16 protein-coding genes, 2 tRNA genes and 1 pseudogene are annotated in these 17,948 nt (G+C 34.3%); 11 read left to right on the plus strand and 8 right to left on the minus strand.

Annotated elements, in window-relative coordinates:
• Positions 1-25: 25 nt before the first annotated feature.
• Positions 26-631, minus strand: a complete 606-nt coding sequence (locus tag ACFS5J_RS10025; protein WP_379811996.1) for a hypothetical protein — start codon at positions 629-631, stop codon at positions 26-28.
• A 175-nt stretch (positions 632-806) separates the two neighbouring features.
• Here ACFS5J_RS10025 and ACFS5J_RS10030 point away from each other — a divergent pair, with 175 nt between their 5' ends.
• On the plus strand, positions 807-1,763 hold the full coding sequence (locus tag ACFS5J_RS10030) for an L-threonine 3-dehydrogenase (protein ID WP_379811997.1): 957 nt from the start codon (positions 807-809) through the stop codon (positions 1,761-1,763).
• A 1-nt stretch (position 1,764) separates the two neighbouring features.
• Here the strand turns inward: ACFS5J_RS10030 and ACFS5J_RS10035 are convergent, their stop codons facing one another.
• The 5 genes from ACFS5J_RS10035 to ACFS5J_RS10055 all read right to left on the minus strand — a co-directional run bounded on the left by ACFS5J_RS10035 (position 1,765) and on the right by ACFS5J_RS10055 (position 6,279).
• Positions 1,765-2,268, minus strand: coding sequence for a nuclear transport factor 2 family protein (locus ACFS5J_RS10035; RefSeq protein ID WP_379811998.1), 504 nt, complete (start codon positions 2,266-2,268; stop codon positions 1,765-1,767).
• A 424-nt stretch (positions 2,269-2,692) separates the two neighbouring features.
• Positions 2,693-2,766: transfer RNA gene (locus ACFS5J_RS10040), tRNA-Asn, on the minus strand.
• Positions 2,767-2,803: 37 nt separating this feature from the next.
• Positions 2,804-2,877 (minus strand) — tRNA-Asn (locus ACFS5J_RS10045).
• A 73-nt stretch (positions 2,878-2,950) separates the two neighbouring features.
• On the minus strand, positions 2,951-4,276 hold the full coding sequence (gene rseP, locus ACFS5J_RS10050; protein ID WP_379812000.1) for an RIP metalloprotease RseP: 1,326 nt from the start codon (positions 4,274-4,276) through the stop codon (positions 2,951-2,953).
• Between the two features lie 77 nt (positions 4,277-4,353).
• The gene (locus tag ACFS5J_RS10055; RefSeq protein ID WP_379812002.1) at positions 4,354-6,279 is read right to left on the minus strand and encodes a M1 family aminopeptidase; all 1,926 of its coding nucleotides are present in this window, start codon (positions 6,277-6,279) and stop codon (positions 4,354-4,356) included.
• 153 nt (positions 6,280-6,432) lie between these two features.
• Here ACFS5J_RS10055 and serS point away from each other — a divergent pair, with 153 nt between their 5' ends.
• From serS to mgtE, 5 genes are all read left to right on the plus strand, one after another.
• Complete coding sequence (gene serS / locus ACFS5J_RS10060) at positions 6,433-7,704, plus strand: serine--tRNA ligase (RefSeq protein WP_379812003.1); 1,272 nt, start codon at positions 6,433-6,435, stop codon at positions 7,702-7,704.
• A gap of 73 nt (positions 7,705-7,777) precedes the next feature.
• The gene (locus tag ACFS5J_RS10065) at positions 7,778-9,550 is read left to right on the plus strand and encodes a tetratricopeptide repeat protein (protein ID WP_379812004.1); all 1,773 of its coding nucleotides are present in this window, start codon (positions 7,778-7,780) and stop codon (positions 9,548-9,550) included.
• Positions 9,551-9,571: 21 nt separating this feature from the next.
• Entirely contained in the window at positions 9,572-9,898 is a 327-nt protein-coding gene (locus ACFS5J_RS10070) for a DUF4286 family protein (RefSeq protein ID WP_379812006.1), read from the plus strand.
• A gap of 6 nt (positions 9,899-9,904) precedes the next feature.
• Complete coding sequence (gene rsmA, locus ACFS5J_RS10075) at positions 9,905-10,681, plus strand: 16S rRNA (adenine(1518)-N(6)/adenine(1519)-N(6))-dimethyltransferase RsmA (protein WP_379812007.1); 777 nt, start codon at positions 9,905-9,907, stop codon at positions 10,679-10,681.
• Complete coding sequence (mgtE, locus tag ACFS5J_RS10080; protein ID WP_379812008.1) at positions 10,671-12,023, plus strand: magnesium transporter; 1,353 nt, start codon at positions 10,671-10,673, stop codon at positions 12,021-12,023. Before rsmA ends, mgtE begins: the two co-directional genes overlap by 11 nt.
• Before the next feature lie 6 nt (positions 12,024-12,029).
• Here mgtE and ACFS5J_RS10085 read toward each other — a convergent pair whose 3' ends face one another.
• Complete coding sequence (locus tag ACFS5J_RS10085) at positions 12,030-12,710, minus strand: hypothetical protein (protein WP_379812009.1); 681 nt, start codon at positions 12,708-12,710, stop codon at positions 12,030-12,032.
• 45 nt (positions 12,711-12,755) lie between these two features.
• On the opposite strand from ACFS5J_RS10085, the pseudogene ACFS5J_RS10090 reads away from it, so the two are divergent.
• The 5 genes and pseudogenes from ACFS5J_RS10090 to ACFS5J_RS10110 form a co-directional block, all read left to right on the plus strand.
• A pseudogene (locus ACFS5J_RS10090) lies at positions 12,756-13,697 on the plus strand (2-hydroxyacid dehydrogenase); the annotation flags it as partial.
• A 468-nt stretch (positions 13,698-14,165) separates the two neighbouring features.
• Positions 14,166-14,504: a TM2 domain-containing protein gene (locus ACFS5J_RS10095; protein ID WP_379812011.1), complete on the plus strand. Its 339-nt coding sequence runs from the start codon at positions 14,166-14,168 to the stop codon at positions 14,502-14,504.
• A gap of 3 nt (positions 14,505-14,507) precedes the next feature.
• A complete protein-coding gene (locus tag ACFS5J_RS10100; protein ID WP_379812012.1) occupies positions 14,508-14,912 on the plus strand; it encodes a DUF2752 domain-containing protein in 405 nt (134 codons plus the stop codon).
• Positions 14,909-15,355, plus strand: coding sequence for a hypothetical protein (locus tag ACFS5J_RS10105; protein ID WP_379812014.1), 447 nt, complete (start codon positions 14,909-14,911; stop codon positions 15,353-15,355). Before ACFS5J_RS10100 ends, ACFS5J_RS10105 begins: the two co-directional genes overlap by 4 nt.
• The gene (locus tag ACFS5J_RS10110) at positions 15,339-16,130 is read left to right on the plus strand and encodes a M48 family metallopeptidase (protein WP_379812015.1); all 792 of its coding nucleotides are present in this window, start codon (positions 15,339-15,341) and stop codon (positions 16,128-16,130) included. Before ACFS5J_RS10105 ends, ACFS5J_RS10110 begins: the two co-directional genes overlap by 17 nt.
• A 2-nt stretch (positions 16,131-16,132) precedes the next feature.
• On the opposite strand, the gene ACFS5J_RS10115 is transcribed toward ACFS5J_RS10110, so the two are convergent.
• The gene (locus tag ACFS5J_RS10115) at positions 16,133-17,929 is read right to left on the minus strand and encodes a GNAT family N-acyltransferase (RefSeq protein ID WP_379812016.1); all 1,797 of its coding nucleotides are present in this window, start codon (positions 17,927-17,929) and stop codon (positions 16,133-16,135) included.
• Positions 17,930-17,948 lie beyond the last annotated feature (19 nt).

Consider the following 17,948-nt stretch of genomic DNA (forward strand, 5'->3'; position numbering starts at 1 on the left):
TAATGTTTAGTATTCTAGTATTTTATTACGGCTCTTTTTGTTCATTTTTCAAATTGCTTTCCGAAAATTTTTGAGTAGCAAAACGAGTAGTGTCAAATGCGCGTATCATTTCTTCTTCACCTATTTCTCTAGGAATGGCCTTTTTTATAAGGATTTCATCCAGCTGTATGTAAAACCCTTTAATTTCCCCATTTACTTCTTTAATCAATTGCGACACCTGTTTTTGGGGTATCAATTGTAAATGCATATACGTATTAAGTGAATTGATTTTGGTACTCAAAGTAACCAATCGACTTCTTACCTGAGGTGTATTGAAGGGTTCAGGTACAGTTAATGAAAGGCTATCCGATTTTATCGTTACATTTTTAATTTTCATTTGAAAAGCTAAAATGGACGTTTTCGGTTTTTGTTCCAGTTCCGATTTGAATTGTTGCCAATTGTTCCATTCTAATAATTCCTTTTCGGCTTCTGGCTTGGCTTTGGGAAAAGTAAATTGCCATTCTTTTGAAATGTTTTTGAAAACAACTTCATTGCGTTCTATTTCTTTAGTAGAATCGGCTTTTTGATTTTCAAAATCATTACACGAAACTAGCAGAATAGCTAGGGATAAAAAGGTGATAAACTGTTTCATTATTAACGAATAAGTGCAAAAATACAAATGTTTGAAGAAGTTTAAGCGAATTAACGGTTTTTAACGGATATAATTTTCAATGAAAAATCACAAAAATTATTCCGTTTCTCGTTTTTACATTTAATAAATAGTTTTCAAAACTTGTATCTTTGCGCTTTAAAATTTACGTTACATTATGAAAACAAAAATATTAATTATTGGAGCTTGCGGACAGATAGGTACAGAATTGACTGCTAAGCTAAGAGCAACTTATGGTGTTGAAAATGTAATTGCTTCAGATATTAGAAAACTTGAGAATGACGTTGTGAATAATGGTATTTTTGAAGTAGTGAACGCATTGGATTACAACCAAATTGAAAATTTGATTGAAAAATACGAGATTACGGATGTGTATTTGATGGCAGCTTTGCTTTCGGCAACAGCAGAAAAAAATCCAGCTTTTGCTTGGGATTTGAATATGAACTCTTTATTTCACGTGTTAAACTTGGCAAAAGACGGAAAGATTCAAAAAATATTCTGGCCTTCAAGTATCGCCGTATTTGGACCTACAACGCCTAGAAACAATACGCCACAATATACCGTTATGGAACCTTCTACGGTTTATGGTATTTCAAAACAGGCGGGAGAGCGTTGGTGTGAATATTACAACAAGCAATATGGTGTTGACGTGAGAAGTATCCGTTACCCTGGTTTAATCAGCTGGAGTACGGAACCAGGAGGAGGAACTACAGATTATGCTGTTGATATTTACCACAAAGCAATTACTGAGGGTACATTTACAAGTTTCCTATCGGCTAATACCGCTTTACCAATGATGTACATGGATGATGCTATTAAAGCAACTATTGGAATCATGCAAGCACCAGCAGAACAAATTAAAATACGTTCTTCATACAATTTATCGGCTATGAGCTTTACGCCAGCTGAAATTGCAGAAGAAATTAAAAAGCATTTCCCAGACTTTACAATTGACTACAATCCAGATTTCAGACAGAAAATCGCGGATAGCTGGCCAGCAAGTATCGACGATACTTCAGCAAGAGAAGATTGGGGTTGGTCAAACGACTTTACAATTGAAAACATGACAGCAGACATGTTCAAGAACTTAAAAGAAACGGTTTACAATAACTAGTTTATTGTTTTTTCATAGTTTCCATTAAAGCGTCTTCTATAGGCGCTTTAATTTTTATTACACTTCCCATATTTTCATTAGGAATCGTTGCAGAAAGAACATATTGTTTGATTTTCCAATTTCCTTTTACGTTAACTAATACACCACTGCCTCTACAGATTTTCATTTGCGTGTCCAGTAATTCATCAAACCAAGCCGTTTTAAAATCGCTTGAAAAATAGATATTGCGTTGTAGCGGAGTAAAGCTCCATGCTTTTCCTTTGTCAAAATAAGGTTTCGCATACGACATGAATTCAGCTTTATTCCAGTTTTCGGCAGCATCGGTACCTATGAATACCGATTCTTTGTCTAGTGCGTTAAAATAGGCTTCAAATTGCGCATTTGAGGCAGCTTGATGCCAATTGTCTAATACTAGATTGATGGCATTTGTGTTTTGGGTTGCTTTATCTTGCGAAAAGCACAATATTGAACAAAGTATAGTAAAGGTTAAAAGGATTTTTTTCATGTTTTTTTTTAAAATATAGTAAACTTTTCGTTTTTAATAGTGAAGTATTTCTTGGGTGGAAATTCCAGTGATATTGATTAACTATTTTCGTTTTAAAAATGGCCACCTCCATTTTTCATTAAAAACAACTTTTTTCTTGTGTTAACTGTGATTCAAATATACTAAAATTACTCTTTGTTGATTCCTCTTTTTCTTCCTCGTGGATTAGTCCTGAAATTCTATTCTATGTGATTGATGTATGAATTGGTCTAAAATGCTTCTGAATTTTAGATGTTGCCTTTTTGGTTGGCTTTTTTTGATAAAAATCAATTTTTTACATCAAGGTCAAAAAAGTACTATGATTAGCCATTACAGTGTAAACAGTGGCTATGCCTTGAATTAAGTGCAAAAAAAAAGACTTTACAAATTGTAAAGTCTTTTTCAGCTCCCCCTCTTGGGCTCGAACCAAGGACCCTCTGATTAACAGTCAGATGCTCTAACCAACTGAGCTAAGGAGGAATAACCTTATAGGTTAAATATGTTTGCAAAAAAGTAGCTCCCCCTCTTGGGCTCGAACCAAGGACCCTCTGATTAACAGTCAGATGCTCTAACCAACTGAGCTAAGGAGGAAGGTGTTGTACCTTTTTTGCGAGTGCAAATATAGATTGATTTTTTAGTTTTACAAATAAAAAAGCAAAAAAAATTATAAAAATTTATCGGTCACTAATTGGAAAATGTCCTTTCCGAAGGTGAAAGCCATCAGTGTCAACAAGATAACCATTCCAGCCGTTTGTACGTAACCTGCAGCTTTATCGCTTAAAGTTTTTCCTGTTATCATTTCCACTATGGTAAATAAGGCGTGTCCACCATCTAAGCCTGGAATAGGTAATAAATTCATAAACGCCAATCCAATTGAAAATAAAGCCGTGAAATTCCAAATAAATTCCCAATTCCAAGTGTCTGGTAATTGACGTGCAATACCTACCGGGCTTTTTACTTGCTTGTAAGCACCTGTAGCAGGTCTTAAAATCAGTTTGAAACTTTTTACATTGTATACCAATAACGCCCATGATTCTTTAATAGCAGCCGGTATTGCCTCACCAAAGCTCATTTTCTTTGTGATTAAGTAATCATCTTTGATGCTTTGAGGTACAGTGATGCCTAAAGTGCCTTCTGCTGATACAGCCGTTGTAAGCGTATCTAATTTTGAATTACGCGCAATAACCAAAGCAACATTGCTTCCTTTGTGTTGTCCTACTTCGCTAGTGAACTCGTCAAAGAATGTCATTTTTTTACCGTTGATAGAAACGATAGAATCACCTTTTTGAAGTCCAGCCAATGCTGCACCCGATTTTGGAGCAACAGAGTCAATTGTAGCACCTGTAGTTCTTGGTAAGATAAAGTTTCTTCCTTCTTTGTCTAAAATTTCACCAATTTGCTCATCGGTAAGGTTTAACGTTACCATTTCGCCGTTACGGTCTACTTTTATTTCTTCGCTGAATAAAATGTCCATGGTCATACGGTTAAAGTTTTCTTGAAACTTACCATCAACCGATACGATTTTATCGCCATTTTTGAAACCTACCAATTGGCCTACTTCTCCAAATTGTAACCCTTTTTCTTGAAGCACTGCTGTATCGATGTATTTTTTACCTACTGTCGAATACATAGACGCATAAATAAGCCATGCCAATACAATGTTCACAATAATACCACCTAGCATGATAATTAAACGTTGCCAAGCTGGTTTTGAACGAAATTCCCAAGGTTGAGCTTCTTGTTTCATTTGTTCAGTATCCATACTTTCGTCAATCATACCGGAAAGTTTTACGTAGCCTCCTAGTGGTAACCACCCAATTCCCCATTCGGTTTCTCCAATTTTTTTCTTCACCAATGAAAATCCAGCATCCATGAATAGGTAGAATTTTTCTACTCTTACTTTAAATATTTTGGCTGCAATGTAGTGACCGAATTCGTGTAGAATTACTAAAACAGATAAGATGAATAGTATTTGTGCTAATTGAATCATTTTTGATGTATGCTTTTTAATGTGAACGACAAAAGTAAGGTTTTCACCTTACTTTTTGTTATTATTTTAGGGGTGACTTATTTTTTTATAAAATTTTTATGAATTAGTCCTTCAGTGGTTTTAATTGTTACAGTGTAGACTCCTATAGGAAGGTTTTCAACTGAAAAATCTTTTTCGTTGAAACTCGATACTTTTTGTCCAAGGTTGTTGAAAAAGACAATTTCTTCAAGTGTTATGTTGTCCGGTAACATCATGTGTACGTTTGCAGAACTTGGGTTTGGATATAGTACAACGGTGTCGTCAAAATTGAAATCTTCATTTGACAATGTAGCGGTATTGTTCTTTGAAATGATATCCTTGTTTGGGTCAAATTCTATTCCAGCAACAGTAAAAGGTACAGGAACGATAAATTCTTCTCCATTTACTGTGTTGTTTACTGTTACATCATGCGTGTTGCCATTTCCATCGTTTAAGCGAATTAACAATGGCATTTCAAAATAGGTTACACTTGGGTGTGACTGCGTTTGGTTTACGGTTATTTTAGCTTGTCCATTGCCCCAGTTCTGCGCCGTGATATTGTATGTTGGATACCCTTCATTATAAACCCAGTCGTTAAAGAATTCTGTGAAATCCAAATTAGATGAGGTTTCAATATGTGATTTGAAATCAGTAGTAATAGCATAGTTATACGATAAGTTGACATCGTTCAAATAGTTTTGTAGTGCCTGCAGAAAAGCAGTATCGCCCATTACGTAACGAATCATATTGGTAACCATGGAACCTTTGTTGTAGGTTAAACGACTGCTGAAAATTCGGTTTACATCTAGTGCTTGTGTATTGGTAAGGTATAAATTCCCACCAGGTAAAGAAGTGATGCTGTTTGTTTTTCCAATTTTCCAGTTTACGAATCCTGTTGCACCATCAAAATTTTCTACAACCATCCCCGACATGTATTCTGTGATTCCTTCATTCAGCCAAATGTCTTTCCAAGTACCGCAAGTTACCTTATTACCAAACCATTGGTGTGCCATTTCATGAGCAATTAAACCTCTTGACCAAGAACCCATAAATGAAACGGTTGTGTGTTCCATACCGCCTCCCCAGCCAAATTGTGCATGGCCGTATTTTTCATTTCGAAATGGGTAGGGGCCCAAGATAGATTCGAAGAAATTAATAATGCCAGGAGTTACGGATAAGCTATTTTGTGTGCTTGTTGCAGTTTCAGGATAGATGTAATTTACTATTGGAAAATAAGGGCTAGGGGCTGTTCCTAAACCGCCTTGTTGGTTAAAGATGGTGTAGTTGGTAACGGCAATAGCAATTAAATAAGCGGGTATCGGATAATTGTGGTGGAAATGTGTAGTTTTAGTTCCATCCCCATTGTCAATAGCCGATTGTTCTAAACCGTTGGAAACACTAGTGTAAGTTATAGGGGCTTTGATGTAAACATCAATACTGTTTACTTTGTCGTTTAAGTCTTGCTTGCAAGGCCACCAATCTCTTGCGCCAAATGGTTCGGATAAGGTCCATAAAACAGGAACTCCACTGTGTGTAGATATTGTAAAAGCGTTTTCGGATGTAGGAGGGGCACCTTGATAATTGATGACAACCGTAGCGACACTTCCAGTTGTCAATGTTGAAGGAAGGTTTATGGTTAGTTCGTCTGTGGTGTTTTGTGAAAAACTAAGGGCGTTTCCATTCATACTTACGCTGTTTACGGTAAGTTGATTGGCTAGGTCAAATACTACGGTATTCATGTTGCTTAAAGCGGTAAAAGTTGTAGCTACTTGACCGGTGATGTAATGCACTGCAGGGTCTACGGTAAAGCGCAGTTCATGGTAAGTAATATCGTAGTTTTGAGTATTCGGATTGACTTGAAAATTTTGAATAGATGCCGCCGATTTCATTTCTGCTTCAACCATTTTTTCAAAATGACTTTCATCATTTTGGGTATAGCCAAAAAGAGATACTGTTAGGAGGAATAGTAAAGTGATTTTTTTCATCTTTAGGTTAAATTTTGGCTAAAATAATAAATATCAATATTTTATTGTGTGAATGTGAGGTTAAAATGTTTAAAATCCTGCCTTATAAAAACAAAGGGAACTTGCGGTAAGTAAAATCAAATTACTTAAATTTGCCTCTTAAATTTTTATACTATGTTACAGATAACTTACATTAGAGAAAACAAGGAGGAAGTTATCAAGCGTTTGGCAAAGCGAAATATCGATGCAAATGACTTGGTGAATTTAGTTGTAGATTTGGATGAAAAAAGAAGAGCTACACAAGTTGAATTGGACAACATTCTTGCAGAATCCAATAAGTTATCCAAAGAAATTGGTATTTTAATGCGTAATGGTGAAAAAGCCAAAGCGGAAATTTTAAAAGCCAAAACGGCACAGTTTAAAGACGAAACAAAAGAACTTACAGAGAAGTTAAACGAGTTAGCCAATTCACTACAAGAAGAATTATACAAATTGCCCAATACCCCAGCGGATATTGTCCCAGCAGGAAAATCGGCAGATGATAATTTGAATGTTTTTGAGGAAGGTAAAATTCCAGTTTTACATGAAGGTGCTTTACCACACTGGGAATTAGCAAAAAAATACGATATCATTGATTTTGATTTAGGAGCTAAAATCACAGGTGCTGGTTTCCCCGTATATAAAGGAAAAGGTGCGCGTTTACAACGTGCTTTAATTTCATATTTTTTAGATAAAAATACTGATGCAGGTTATCAAGAGATGCAAGTGCCGCACTTGGTAAATGAAGCTTCAGGTTACGGAACAGGTCAGTTGCCAGATAAAGAAGGTCAGATGTACCATGTAGGTGAAGATAATTTATATTTGATTCCTACAGCTGAGGTGCCTGTTACTAATATTTTTAGAGATGTATTGTTAAACGAAAGTGATTTGCCAATTCTTTACACAGGGTATACACCGTGTTTTAGAAGAGAGGCGGGTTCTTACGGCGCTCACGTACGTGGCTTGAATCGTTTACACCAATTTGATAAAGTAGAAATTGTTCGTGTAGAGCATCCTGATAATTCATATCAAGCTTTGGATGGAATGGTAGAGCACGTGAAAACATTACTTCAAGAATTGAAATTACCATACCGTATTTTAAGACTTTGTGGTGGTGATATGGGCTTCACATCGGCGCTTACTTATGATTTTGAAGTGTTTTCAACGGCACAAGATCGTTGGTTGGAAATTTCATCAGTTTCAAACTTTGAAACTTTCCAGGCGAACCGTTTGAAATTGCGTTTCAAAGACAAAGAAGGTAAAAATCAATTGGCACATACATTGAACGGAAGTTCATTGGCTTTGCCTCGTGTTTTGGCAGGTATTTTAGAAAACTACCAAACACCAGAGGGAATTGTTGTACCAGAAGTTTTACGCCCTTATACTGGTTTTGACATCATAAACTAATATTAAACTTTCAGTAGTATTGCACTAAATTGACGCAAAATGTGTTATTTTAGTGCAATATTTGTTTTATTCTATGTTAAAGACTTTTTTGTATACTGCACTGTTAATCACTGCCTTTTCATTTGCACAAAATGAACGCTTGGCTTTTGATTATATGGATAATGGCGAATACGAAAAAGCGGCTAATATTTTTGAAGAGGTCTATAAAACGAAAAAGCAATTATATTTTAGCGAGTTACTTGTATGTTATCAACAATTGGAACAATATGATAAGGCGCTTCAGTTTATTGCCGATCGTAAAAAGAAAATGAATGTACCGACAATGTTAGTTGAGGAAGGGTATATTTATCAGTTGCAGAAAAAACAAGTAGAAGCAGATAAAAAATACGAAGAATCCCTTGAGGCTATTCATGATAATCCCAATTATGCTTACAGTTTAGGAAGCGCTTTTGAAAAAAAAGTATTATTGGATTGGGCATTAAAAGCATATGATTTAGGACAAAAAGAGAATCCAAACTTAAATTTTGATTATCAAGTAGCCTTGTTGCAAGGACAAATGGGCAATTTACCAGGGATGATTGATAAACTACTTGATTATGCCTATTTTAAACCCGAAAGTACAGGGGTTGTTCAAAATTATTTAACACGCTTTATAGAAGATGAAGCGAGTGAGTCTTTCAATAACGATTTGAAAAAAGCGTTGTTAATTCGTACCCAAAAAAATCCAGATAGTTATTGGAATCAATTTTTAAGTTGGTATTATGTACAGCACAAAGATTACGGGAAAGCTTTTATACAGGAAAAAGCGATTTACAAACGAGACCCAGATAGTTTTCAAAATATTGTCGCTTTAGCACAATTAGCAGTTGCGGACAATCAAGAAGAAACGGCTACAAATATATTGCAGTTTGTTTTGGATAACACTTCAGATACTGGTTTGCAAATAAATGCTCATCATTATTTGTTTAAAATGCGTATTGCAAAAGCAGATAAGGCGGAATACAAAACAATAAAAGAAGAGCTTCAATTAATGATTAAAAAGTATGGGGTGAGTCCTTATACTATAGATTTGCAATTGCTTTTAGCACATTTTGAAGCTTTTAATTTGAATAATCCATCAGAGGCTATTGCAGGACTCAATACTACTTTAGCATTGCCTTTAAATATTCGCGATCAGTCAAAAGTAAAAATGGAATTGGCTGATATTATGTTGTATGATGAAAAATTCAATCAAGCTATTTTGTATTATGCTCAAATAGAAGAGAATTTGAAAAATGATGTTATGGCACATGAGGCAAGCATGAAAATGGCGAAAGCCAATTATTATAAAAAAGATTTTGATTGGGCATTACAACAGGTAAAAGTTTTAAAACAATCATCAAGTCTTTTAATTGCTAATGATGCGTTGGAATTATTTTTGCTTATTTCGGATAACTCTGTTCAGGATAGTACCAAAGTAGCATTAACGGCTTTTTCAAATGCCGATTTTAAGTTATTTCAAAATAAAAAGGATGAGGCTTTGAAAGAATTTTTAGAGCTACTAGAGAAAAATAAAGGAGATGATATTGAAGATGAGGCAATAATGAAGATAGGGACAATTTATCAGCAAAAAACAGATTACGATAAGGCGTTGTATTATTATGATAAGATTTTAACCGACCACAAAGAAAGTGTATATACCGATGAAGCTTTGTATTATTCTGCAGAAATTTATCGCAAGTTTTTGGAAGATACTGACAAGGCAAAGCCTTTGTATGAAAAAATGATTTTTGAGCATCCCGATAGTATTTATTTTACAGAAGCTCGAAAACAATACCGACTATTACGAGGCGACTCAAATTTGTAAACTAATAGAATTTTAAGGATAATGATTATATATAACGTAACGATTAATATCGACGAAAGCGTTCATGATAAATGGATAGCATGGATGCAGCAAAAACACATTAAAGATGTTTTAGCAACTGGTTTATTTACGAGTGCACGTATGGTGAAAGTTTTGGTAGATGAAGATATGGGAGGTGTAACGTATTCTATCCAATATTTTGTACCTTCAAGGGAGAATCTTGAGAACTATTATAAAAATCATGCGCCACGTTTGCGTGAAGAAGGTTTGCAACTTTTTGGAGATAAAATGTTGGCATTCCGTACCGAATTGGAGATAATGAGCGAGCACTTCCACGCTGAAAATTAAAATAAAATGTCAGTAAAAGCAAAAAAACACTTAGGGCAACATTTCTTAACCGATGAGAGTATTGCAAGGGATATAGCTGATTCGTTAACTTTGAATCGCTATGAGAAAGTATTGGAAATTGGTCCGGGTATGGGTGTTTTAACGAAATACTTATTGGATAAACCAATTGAGACTTTTGTAATCGAAATTGATACCGAATCGGTAGCTTATCTTGATGAGCATTATCAAAAATTACACGGTCATATTATTTCAAGAGACTTTTTAAAGTACAATTTAAACGAAGTGTTTCAGAATGAACCTTTTGCTATAATTGGAAATTTTCCATACAATATTTCTACTCAAATTGTTTTTAAAACATTAGAAATGCGCGATCAAATTCCAGAATTTGCTGGGATGTTCCAAAAGGAAGTAGCTGAGCGTATTTGTGAGAAAAAAGGAAGTAAAACCTATGGAATTCTTTCAGTTTTAGCACAAGCATTTTATGATGTAGAGTATTTGTTCACAGTTCCTGAGCATGTTTTCAATCCACCACCAAAGGTGAAGTCGGGTGTAATGCGTATGATTCGTAAAGAAAATTACCAATTACCATGCGATGAAAAATTGTTATTTGCTGTGGTAAAACAAGCCTTTGGGCAACGTAGAAAGACCATGCGAAACAGTTTAAAAAGTTTCATTAATTCTGATAATTTAAAAGAAGATAGTATCTTTGACCTCCGTCCCGAGCAACTTTCGGTGGAACAATTTATCGAACTCACTCAAAAAATAGCAGCCGATGGAGTTTAAAATCAGTAAAGAACTTTTAAACCAATTAGAACTTCTTATTCAGGAGAATAAGGAGCGCGAGGTTTTAGAATTACTTCAAGAAGTTCACTTTGCTGATATAGCCGAAATCATGGAGGAAATGGAAACCCATGAGGCTATTTATATTTTTAATGCTTTAGACTCTGAAAAAACGGCAGAAATCCTTTTGGAATTAGACGAAGAAGTTCGTGAGAAAATTTTACGAAGCTTATCGGCTAAAGAGATTGCAGAAGAGATTGACGAGTTAAGTACCGATGATGCTGCGGATATTATTGCCGAGTTACCCCAATCACGTAAAGAGGAAGTAATCTCTGAATTAGAGGATGTAGAACACGCAAAAGATATCGTTGAACTTTTACGTTACGATGAAGATACTGCTGGGGGATTAATGGGGAAGGAGTTGGTAAAAGTTAATGAAAATTGGAATGTACTAACGTGCGTAAAAGAAATGCGTGCACAAGCTGAAAATGTAACGCGTGTGCATTCGATTTATGTAGTTGATGATGAAAATCGACTAAAAGGGCGTTTGTCATTAAAAGATTTATTGACCACTTCAACCAAAACACCAATTAGCGAAGTTTACATACCAAAAGTGGATTATGTTAAGGTAAATACTGAAAATGTTGAGGTAGCCCGTATCATGCAAAAATACGACTTGGAAGCCATTCCAGTTGTGGATGAATTAGGGCGCTTGGTGGGTAGAATTACCATCGATGATATCGTAGATGTCATCAAAGAAGAGGCAGACAAAGATTACCAATTAGCAGCCGGTATCTCGCAAGATGTTGAGGCAGATGATAGTATTTTAGAATTAACGAAGGCGCGTTTACCGTGGTTGGTGTTGGCGTTGTTTGGAGGTTTTATTTCGGTTCGCGTTTTGGGCTTATATGAACCTGCTATGGAATTGCATAAAGAATTGTTTTTCTTTACTCCTTTAATTGCTGCGATGGCAGGGAATGTAGGAGTACAATCTTCAGCAATTATTGTGCAAGGTTTGGCGAATAATGCACTTTCGGGTTCATTGTTGAATCGTTTGTTGAAAGAATTATCCTTGAGTTTATTAAACGGATTAATATTAGCTTCTATTTTGATTGCGGGAAGTCATTTTTTGTTAGATATTAATATTATGACTGGATTAACCGTTTCTTTAGCTTTGTTGTCGGTAATTATTACAGCTTCTTTAATTGGTACTTTTATCCCTATTGTCCTTGATAAATATGGTGTAGATCCTGCCTTGGCGACAGGACCTTTTATAACTACAAGTAATGATATTTTGGGGATTATAATTTTCTTCTCAATTGCAAAAACTATTTTAGGGTTTTAAAAGTCTCTATTTAAGCATAATTATCAAACCGCCTTTAGTTTTAAGTGTACAATCCTCCGGAATAATTATTTTTTTATGAATAGGAGTCATTTTTTCTAAAATTACTTTTGAAGTAATTTTGTTTTCTCCGTTGATGAAATATTTCATTTTTATAATCCCATTAGGGATTTCTTTTTTTTTGGAGTTTTTTAATTTTAATGGATATAACATGAATAGTTGAAAATCAGGATTTTCTTTTGTGATAATGTAATGTATAGCTTTTATTTTTTTTCTTTTTACTTTTTTAGTGTCTTCAATAGCGTAGTGATAGTATGAAGTACCATCCATTATGGTGTCATTGTATATTTTTATGTTATAATCATATTCTTTGTTACCTTGAGTATGTTTGAAAATATTGTCACATGTAATGTTAATTATATCATTGTTTGTGAATTGTAATTCATTTGCCTCTGTATCAAACATTAATACTTCTTTGTCGACAAATGAAAATTTTGAAATTGTATTATTTTGGTGAAATTGTACTAATAAATGATTGTTGTTTTTAGAATTAATAAAATAAGTAGGATAATTAGACTTAGTAGAATCGTTTGCTATTTCTTCCTTGTATTCCATTTGATAATCAAGTTCGTAAATTTTTTGCGCCATGATAATTTGACTGAACATTAATAAAAACAATATTTTTTTCATTTCAATTAGTTAATTTTATCAAATATATGAGAAAAACGATACAATTTGAAAAATATAAAAATATTACACATAGACTCCAATAATCCTTTGCTTTGGGATCAATTGGATGCATTAGGCTTTCAGAATGAGGCCGATTTTAAATCGTCTAAGGAGGAAATCGAGAATAAAATTCAAGATTATCATGGAGTTGTAATTCGCAGTCGATTTAAGATTGATAAGACATTTATTGATAAAGCGATTAATCTGCAATTTATAGCTCGTGTAGGAGCTGGATTGGAAAGTATTGATTGTGATTATGCTATTTCAAAGGATATTGCACTTATTGCAGCTCCAGAAGGCAATAGAAACGCTGTTGGTGAGCATGCCTTAGGGATGATATTGTCGCTTTTTAATAATTTGAATAAAGCAGATAAAGAAGTAAAAAGCGGTCAGTGGAATCGTGAAGCCAATCGCGGTTATGAATTGGATGGAAAAACAGTTGGTATAATTGGTTACGGTAACATGGGGAAAGCTTTTGCAAAGAAACTTCGTGGTTTTGATGTTGAGGTTTTGTGTTATGATATATTGGAAGGAGTAGGAGATGCAAATGCAAGGCAAGTTGGTTTGAAAGAACTTCAAGGAAAAGCAGATGTTTTGAGTTTGCATGTGCCTTGGACTCCTGAAACCGATAAGTTGGTAGATGCAAGTTTTCTTTCCGCTTTTAGTAAACCAATTTGGTTGTTAAATTTATCAAGAGGGAAATGTGTAGTAACGTCAGATTTGGTTGATGCTTTGAAAAGTAAAAAAGTCTTAGGAGCTGGGCTTGATGTCTTAGAATACGAGAAGCTGTCTTTTGAAAACCTATTCGATGAAGAATCTAAAAATCCAGATTTTGAATATTTGCGTCAGGCTGATAATGTACTACTCACTCCACATATTGGAGGATGGACTTTTGAAAGTCACGAGAAGTTAGCGCAAACCATTGTAGATAAAGTTAAAGCAAAATATTTTAAAACAGCCGAAACTGCTACTATTGATAAGCGTGTAACAGGAATTGGAGGTTTCTTTTTTAAGACTGAAAACCCAGAAAAAGTACGTGAATGGTACGCCAAACATTTAGGTTTTGTGACGGATAATTATGGTAGTACTTTTTGGTGGAAAGATGCAAAAGGCAATGATTGTTCTACGCAATGGAGTCCGTTTAAAGCTGATACCAAGTATTTTAGTCCTTCGGAAAAAGAGTTTATGCAAAACTTTAGAGTCAATAATTTGGAAGGGCTTTTGTTAAAATTAGAGGCAGAAGGTGTAACAATTGTAGGGGAGATGGAGACTTATGAGTATGGAAAGTTTGCATGGATCTTAGATTGTGAGAAAAATAAGATAGAACTTTGGGAGCCAATTGATGCTGCTTTTCAATAAATTTATATATTAGCAATCTGATTATTTAAGAAGAACCAACTAAAAATTATATATAAAATGGAATCACAAAAGGTAGACATGTTCATGATGGCAAACGGTAAGTATTTTGAAGGTCATCATTTGAACGCAATAAGAGAACAATTATTGCGATTGGATGATGAAAAATGGCCTATGGTACAAATGCTTCAATTTAAAGACCCAACAACAGCATTGTTAATTTCTATTTTTGCTGGTGCTTACGGTATTGACCGTTTTTATATAGGTGATACAGGAATGGGTGTAGGGAAACTACTTACTTGTGGTGGACTTGGTATTTGGGCAATCGTAGATTGGTTCTTGATTCAAGGGGCAACTAAGGAAAAAAACATGGAAAAATTTAACCAAGCTTTCATGTAATAAATGACTAAAAACAAGCTATATCTTTTTGTATTAGTTGCTTGTTTTGTAGGGTATTGTTGGTTGCTTTATACAATGAATAAAGTTGACGAAGCTGATTTCTCAGCTTGTTTGTTTAAAAATGTAACCAACATTCCTTGTCCTTCTTGCGGAACTACCAGAGCAGTAGCTCAAATTGCAAAAGGGCATTTGTTTTCTTCTCTATTGATAAATCCATTTGGGATAATTGTAGCCTTAATCATGATGGTGGCTCCAACATGGATAATTGTAGATTTACTATTTAATAAAGATTCTTTTTATCGAGCATATAAGCAAATAGAACTTGTAATTAACAAAAGAGCTGTTGCCGTTTTTTTAATTCTTCTAGTGCTTTTAAATTGGTATTGGAACATAAAAAAAGGATTATGATTACAACAAAACAATTTTATTACAAACCAGTAGACTCCGAAATGGAAAGGGCTTCAAATAGTTATTTGATGTCATTAGTTGCTGTTATTGGAGGGTTGCCTTTGCCAATTTTAAATTTATTGGCAACTTTTTTCTTTTATCTAGCAAATCGTAAAAGTACCGATTTTGTAAAGTGGCATTGTACACAAGCTTTGTTATCACAATTGGGATTGTTCTTTTTTAATAGTGCAGGATTTTGGTGGACTGTAGGTGTTCTCTTCATGGATGATAAAGTAACCAACTATTATATTGCCTATATGATAACATTGGTAACGTTTAATTTAATTGAATTTATCACAACATTAATTTTAGCTTCTCAAACGCGTAAAGGTATCCATTCGGAACTGTTTTTCTTTGCAGATTTAACCCATTTAATTTTTAAAAGAAATGAAACTATTAAGTAGAGGACTAATTGTTTTTGGCGCTTTTTTCGGAATGTGGCTATTATTAGCCCAAGTTAATTTCGTTAGTTTTTTTGGTGTAGAATCGATTAAGACGAATACGGAGAATAAGATAGGTGATTTGATTTGGGAGCAAATTGAAAAAGCAGAAGATGTAATTTACGACGAAGAAATTATAGATAAATTGGATTCTTTGCTTTTGCCTTTATGTAAAGAAAATTACATTACAAGAGATAGTTTGAAAGTGCATGTGGTTGAAAAGGACGAGGTAAATGCATTTGCGTTACCAGATGGACACCTTGTAGTGTATACAGGTTTAATTTTAGATTGTAAAAATGAACAAGCGCTTTTAGGAGTTTTAGGTCACGAAATTGCGCATATCGAGAATAATCATGTAATGAAGAAACTATCAAAGGAGATAGGTTTTTCAGTGCTTTTGTCAATGACAGGTGCTAATGCACAAATTATAAAAGAAGTCTTGCATTCTTTGTCGTCTTCGGCATATGATAGAAGTTTGGAAAAAGAGGCAGATATGCAAAGCGTAAATTACATGCTTAATGCTGAAATCGATCCGCGCCCATTTGCTGATTTTATGTATGAACTATCTTTGGATAATGATTTGCATAAATACACTTATTGGGTTTCTACTCATCCTGAATCTGAAGATCGTGCAAAATATATTTTAAATTCTTTGAAAGGGAAGAAAATTAAATCGAAAGCGATTTTATCTCAAGAGAGTTGGGAAGATTTCAAACAAAAAATAAAGGATAATCACTAAGATTATCCTTTTTCTTTTCGTTCTAATTCGGCTTGAAATTCTTCCATTACGGGTTTAACAGTGCTTTCAGGTAAATCTGCAATTTTAATATACATTAAACCGTCTACTGCATTGTTAAATAATGGGTCAACATTAAATGCTATAACTCTAGCATTTTGCTTGATGTATTTTTTAATTAAAACCGGTAATCGTAAACTTCCTGGTTCTACTTCATCAATTATTTTGTCAAACTTGTTTAAGTCTGCTTCGGTTTCGTTAAAGACAAAATCTTTATCGGCATCTTTAAGTTTAACTTTGTATTCTTTTTTCGGATGCACGTATTGTGCGATATACGGATCGTAATAATGTGATTTCATGAATTCAATCATCAGAGATTTTGAGAATTCAGAAAACTGATTACTGATACTTACACCACCGATTAAAAACTTATGTTCTGGATAACGAAGCGTTGTGTGTACAATACCTTTCCAAAGTAAGAATAAAGGCATTGGCTTTTGCTGATATTCACTAATAATGAATGCACGGCCCATTTCAATGGACTTACTCATCATATCATACAATTCGGGTTCAAAACGGAACAATTCGTGTAGGTAGAAGCCGTTAATGCCATGTGCCGCATAAATCTGGTTTCCCAGTCCCATTCTGTAAGCTCCTGCAATTTGCTGCGTATCATCATCCCATAAAAACATATGGTGATAATAATTGTCGTATTTGTCTAAATCAATAGACTCGTTTGTGCCTTCACCCACTTCACGGAAAGTGATTTCTCGTAAGCGACCAATTTCGTGGAGAATATTGGGAATTTTATCTGCAGTTACTAGAAAAACCTGGTAATTCTTGCTCTGAAGTAAACGATAATCACCCTTTTTTAAATAAGCGATTTCTTCTAAAATTTGCTCATGATTTGCAGGTTTTGCAATCTGTTTAGGAGCACTTTTTGGAAGTTTTAAAGCTGATGTCGAAATCAATTTGCTTTCTTTTTCAAAGGCGTTTGACAACATATATGTTTTGCGTCTTAAAAAGTCGCCGAAATCTTTTATGTTATCATATTCATTCTGTTCCGAAACAGTTATAGGTTTACCTATACGAACTTTTATGACTCTGTTTTTCTGTGTAAGCAATTCACTTGGCAATTTAGCGGTACGTAAAGTATCGTTTAAATTGGATAAAAAGTAGAAAAGTGTACTGTTCTTGGCATGGAAATAAATAGGAACAACCGGTACGTTTGCCTTTTTAATAATTTTTAAAGCCCCTTCTTCCCACGGTTTGTCTACAACTAATTTACCATCTTTATAAGTGGAAACTTCTCCCGCAGGAAATATACCTAATGGTTTACCGTCAATTAAATGGCGTAAAGTATCTTTGATTCCTATTACACTCGACTTGGCATCCTTATGGTTTTCAAAAGGATTAACAGGCATTATGTAAGGTTTCATTGGTTCAATGCGGTGCAATAAAAAATTGGCAATAATTTTAAAATTAGGCTCACGTTCTAGCATTAATTTTAAAAGTAAAATACCATCAATACCGCCAAGTGGATGATTGGAAATCGTAATGTATGGACCTTCTTTAGGTAATCGCTTTAAGTCTTCTTCAGGAATTTCAAACTTAATTTGAAACTCGTCTAATATCGCATTTAAAAAATCAACATCGGTTAAATGCTTATTTCTATTGTATATTTTGTTGAGAGTAGAAATCTTAAGCACCTTCATCAGTAACCAACCTGAAAAAGTTCCTAAAAAACCATACTTATTAGTATTAATAGCCTGTGCTACTTCTTTGGCTGTGACTAATCCCATTTACATTTTGTTTGAACTA

It is taken from the genome of Flavobacterium chuncheonense, from assembly GCF_042686145.1.
Classification (GTDB): Bacteria; Bacteroidota; Bacteroidia; order Flavobacteriales; family Flavobacteriaceae; genus Flavobacterium; species Flavobacterium chuncheonense.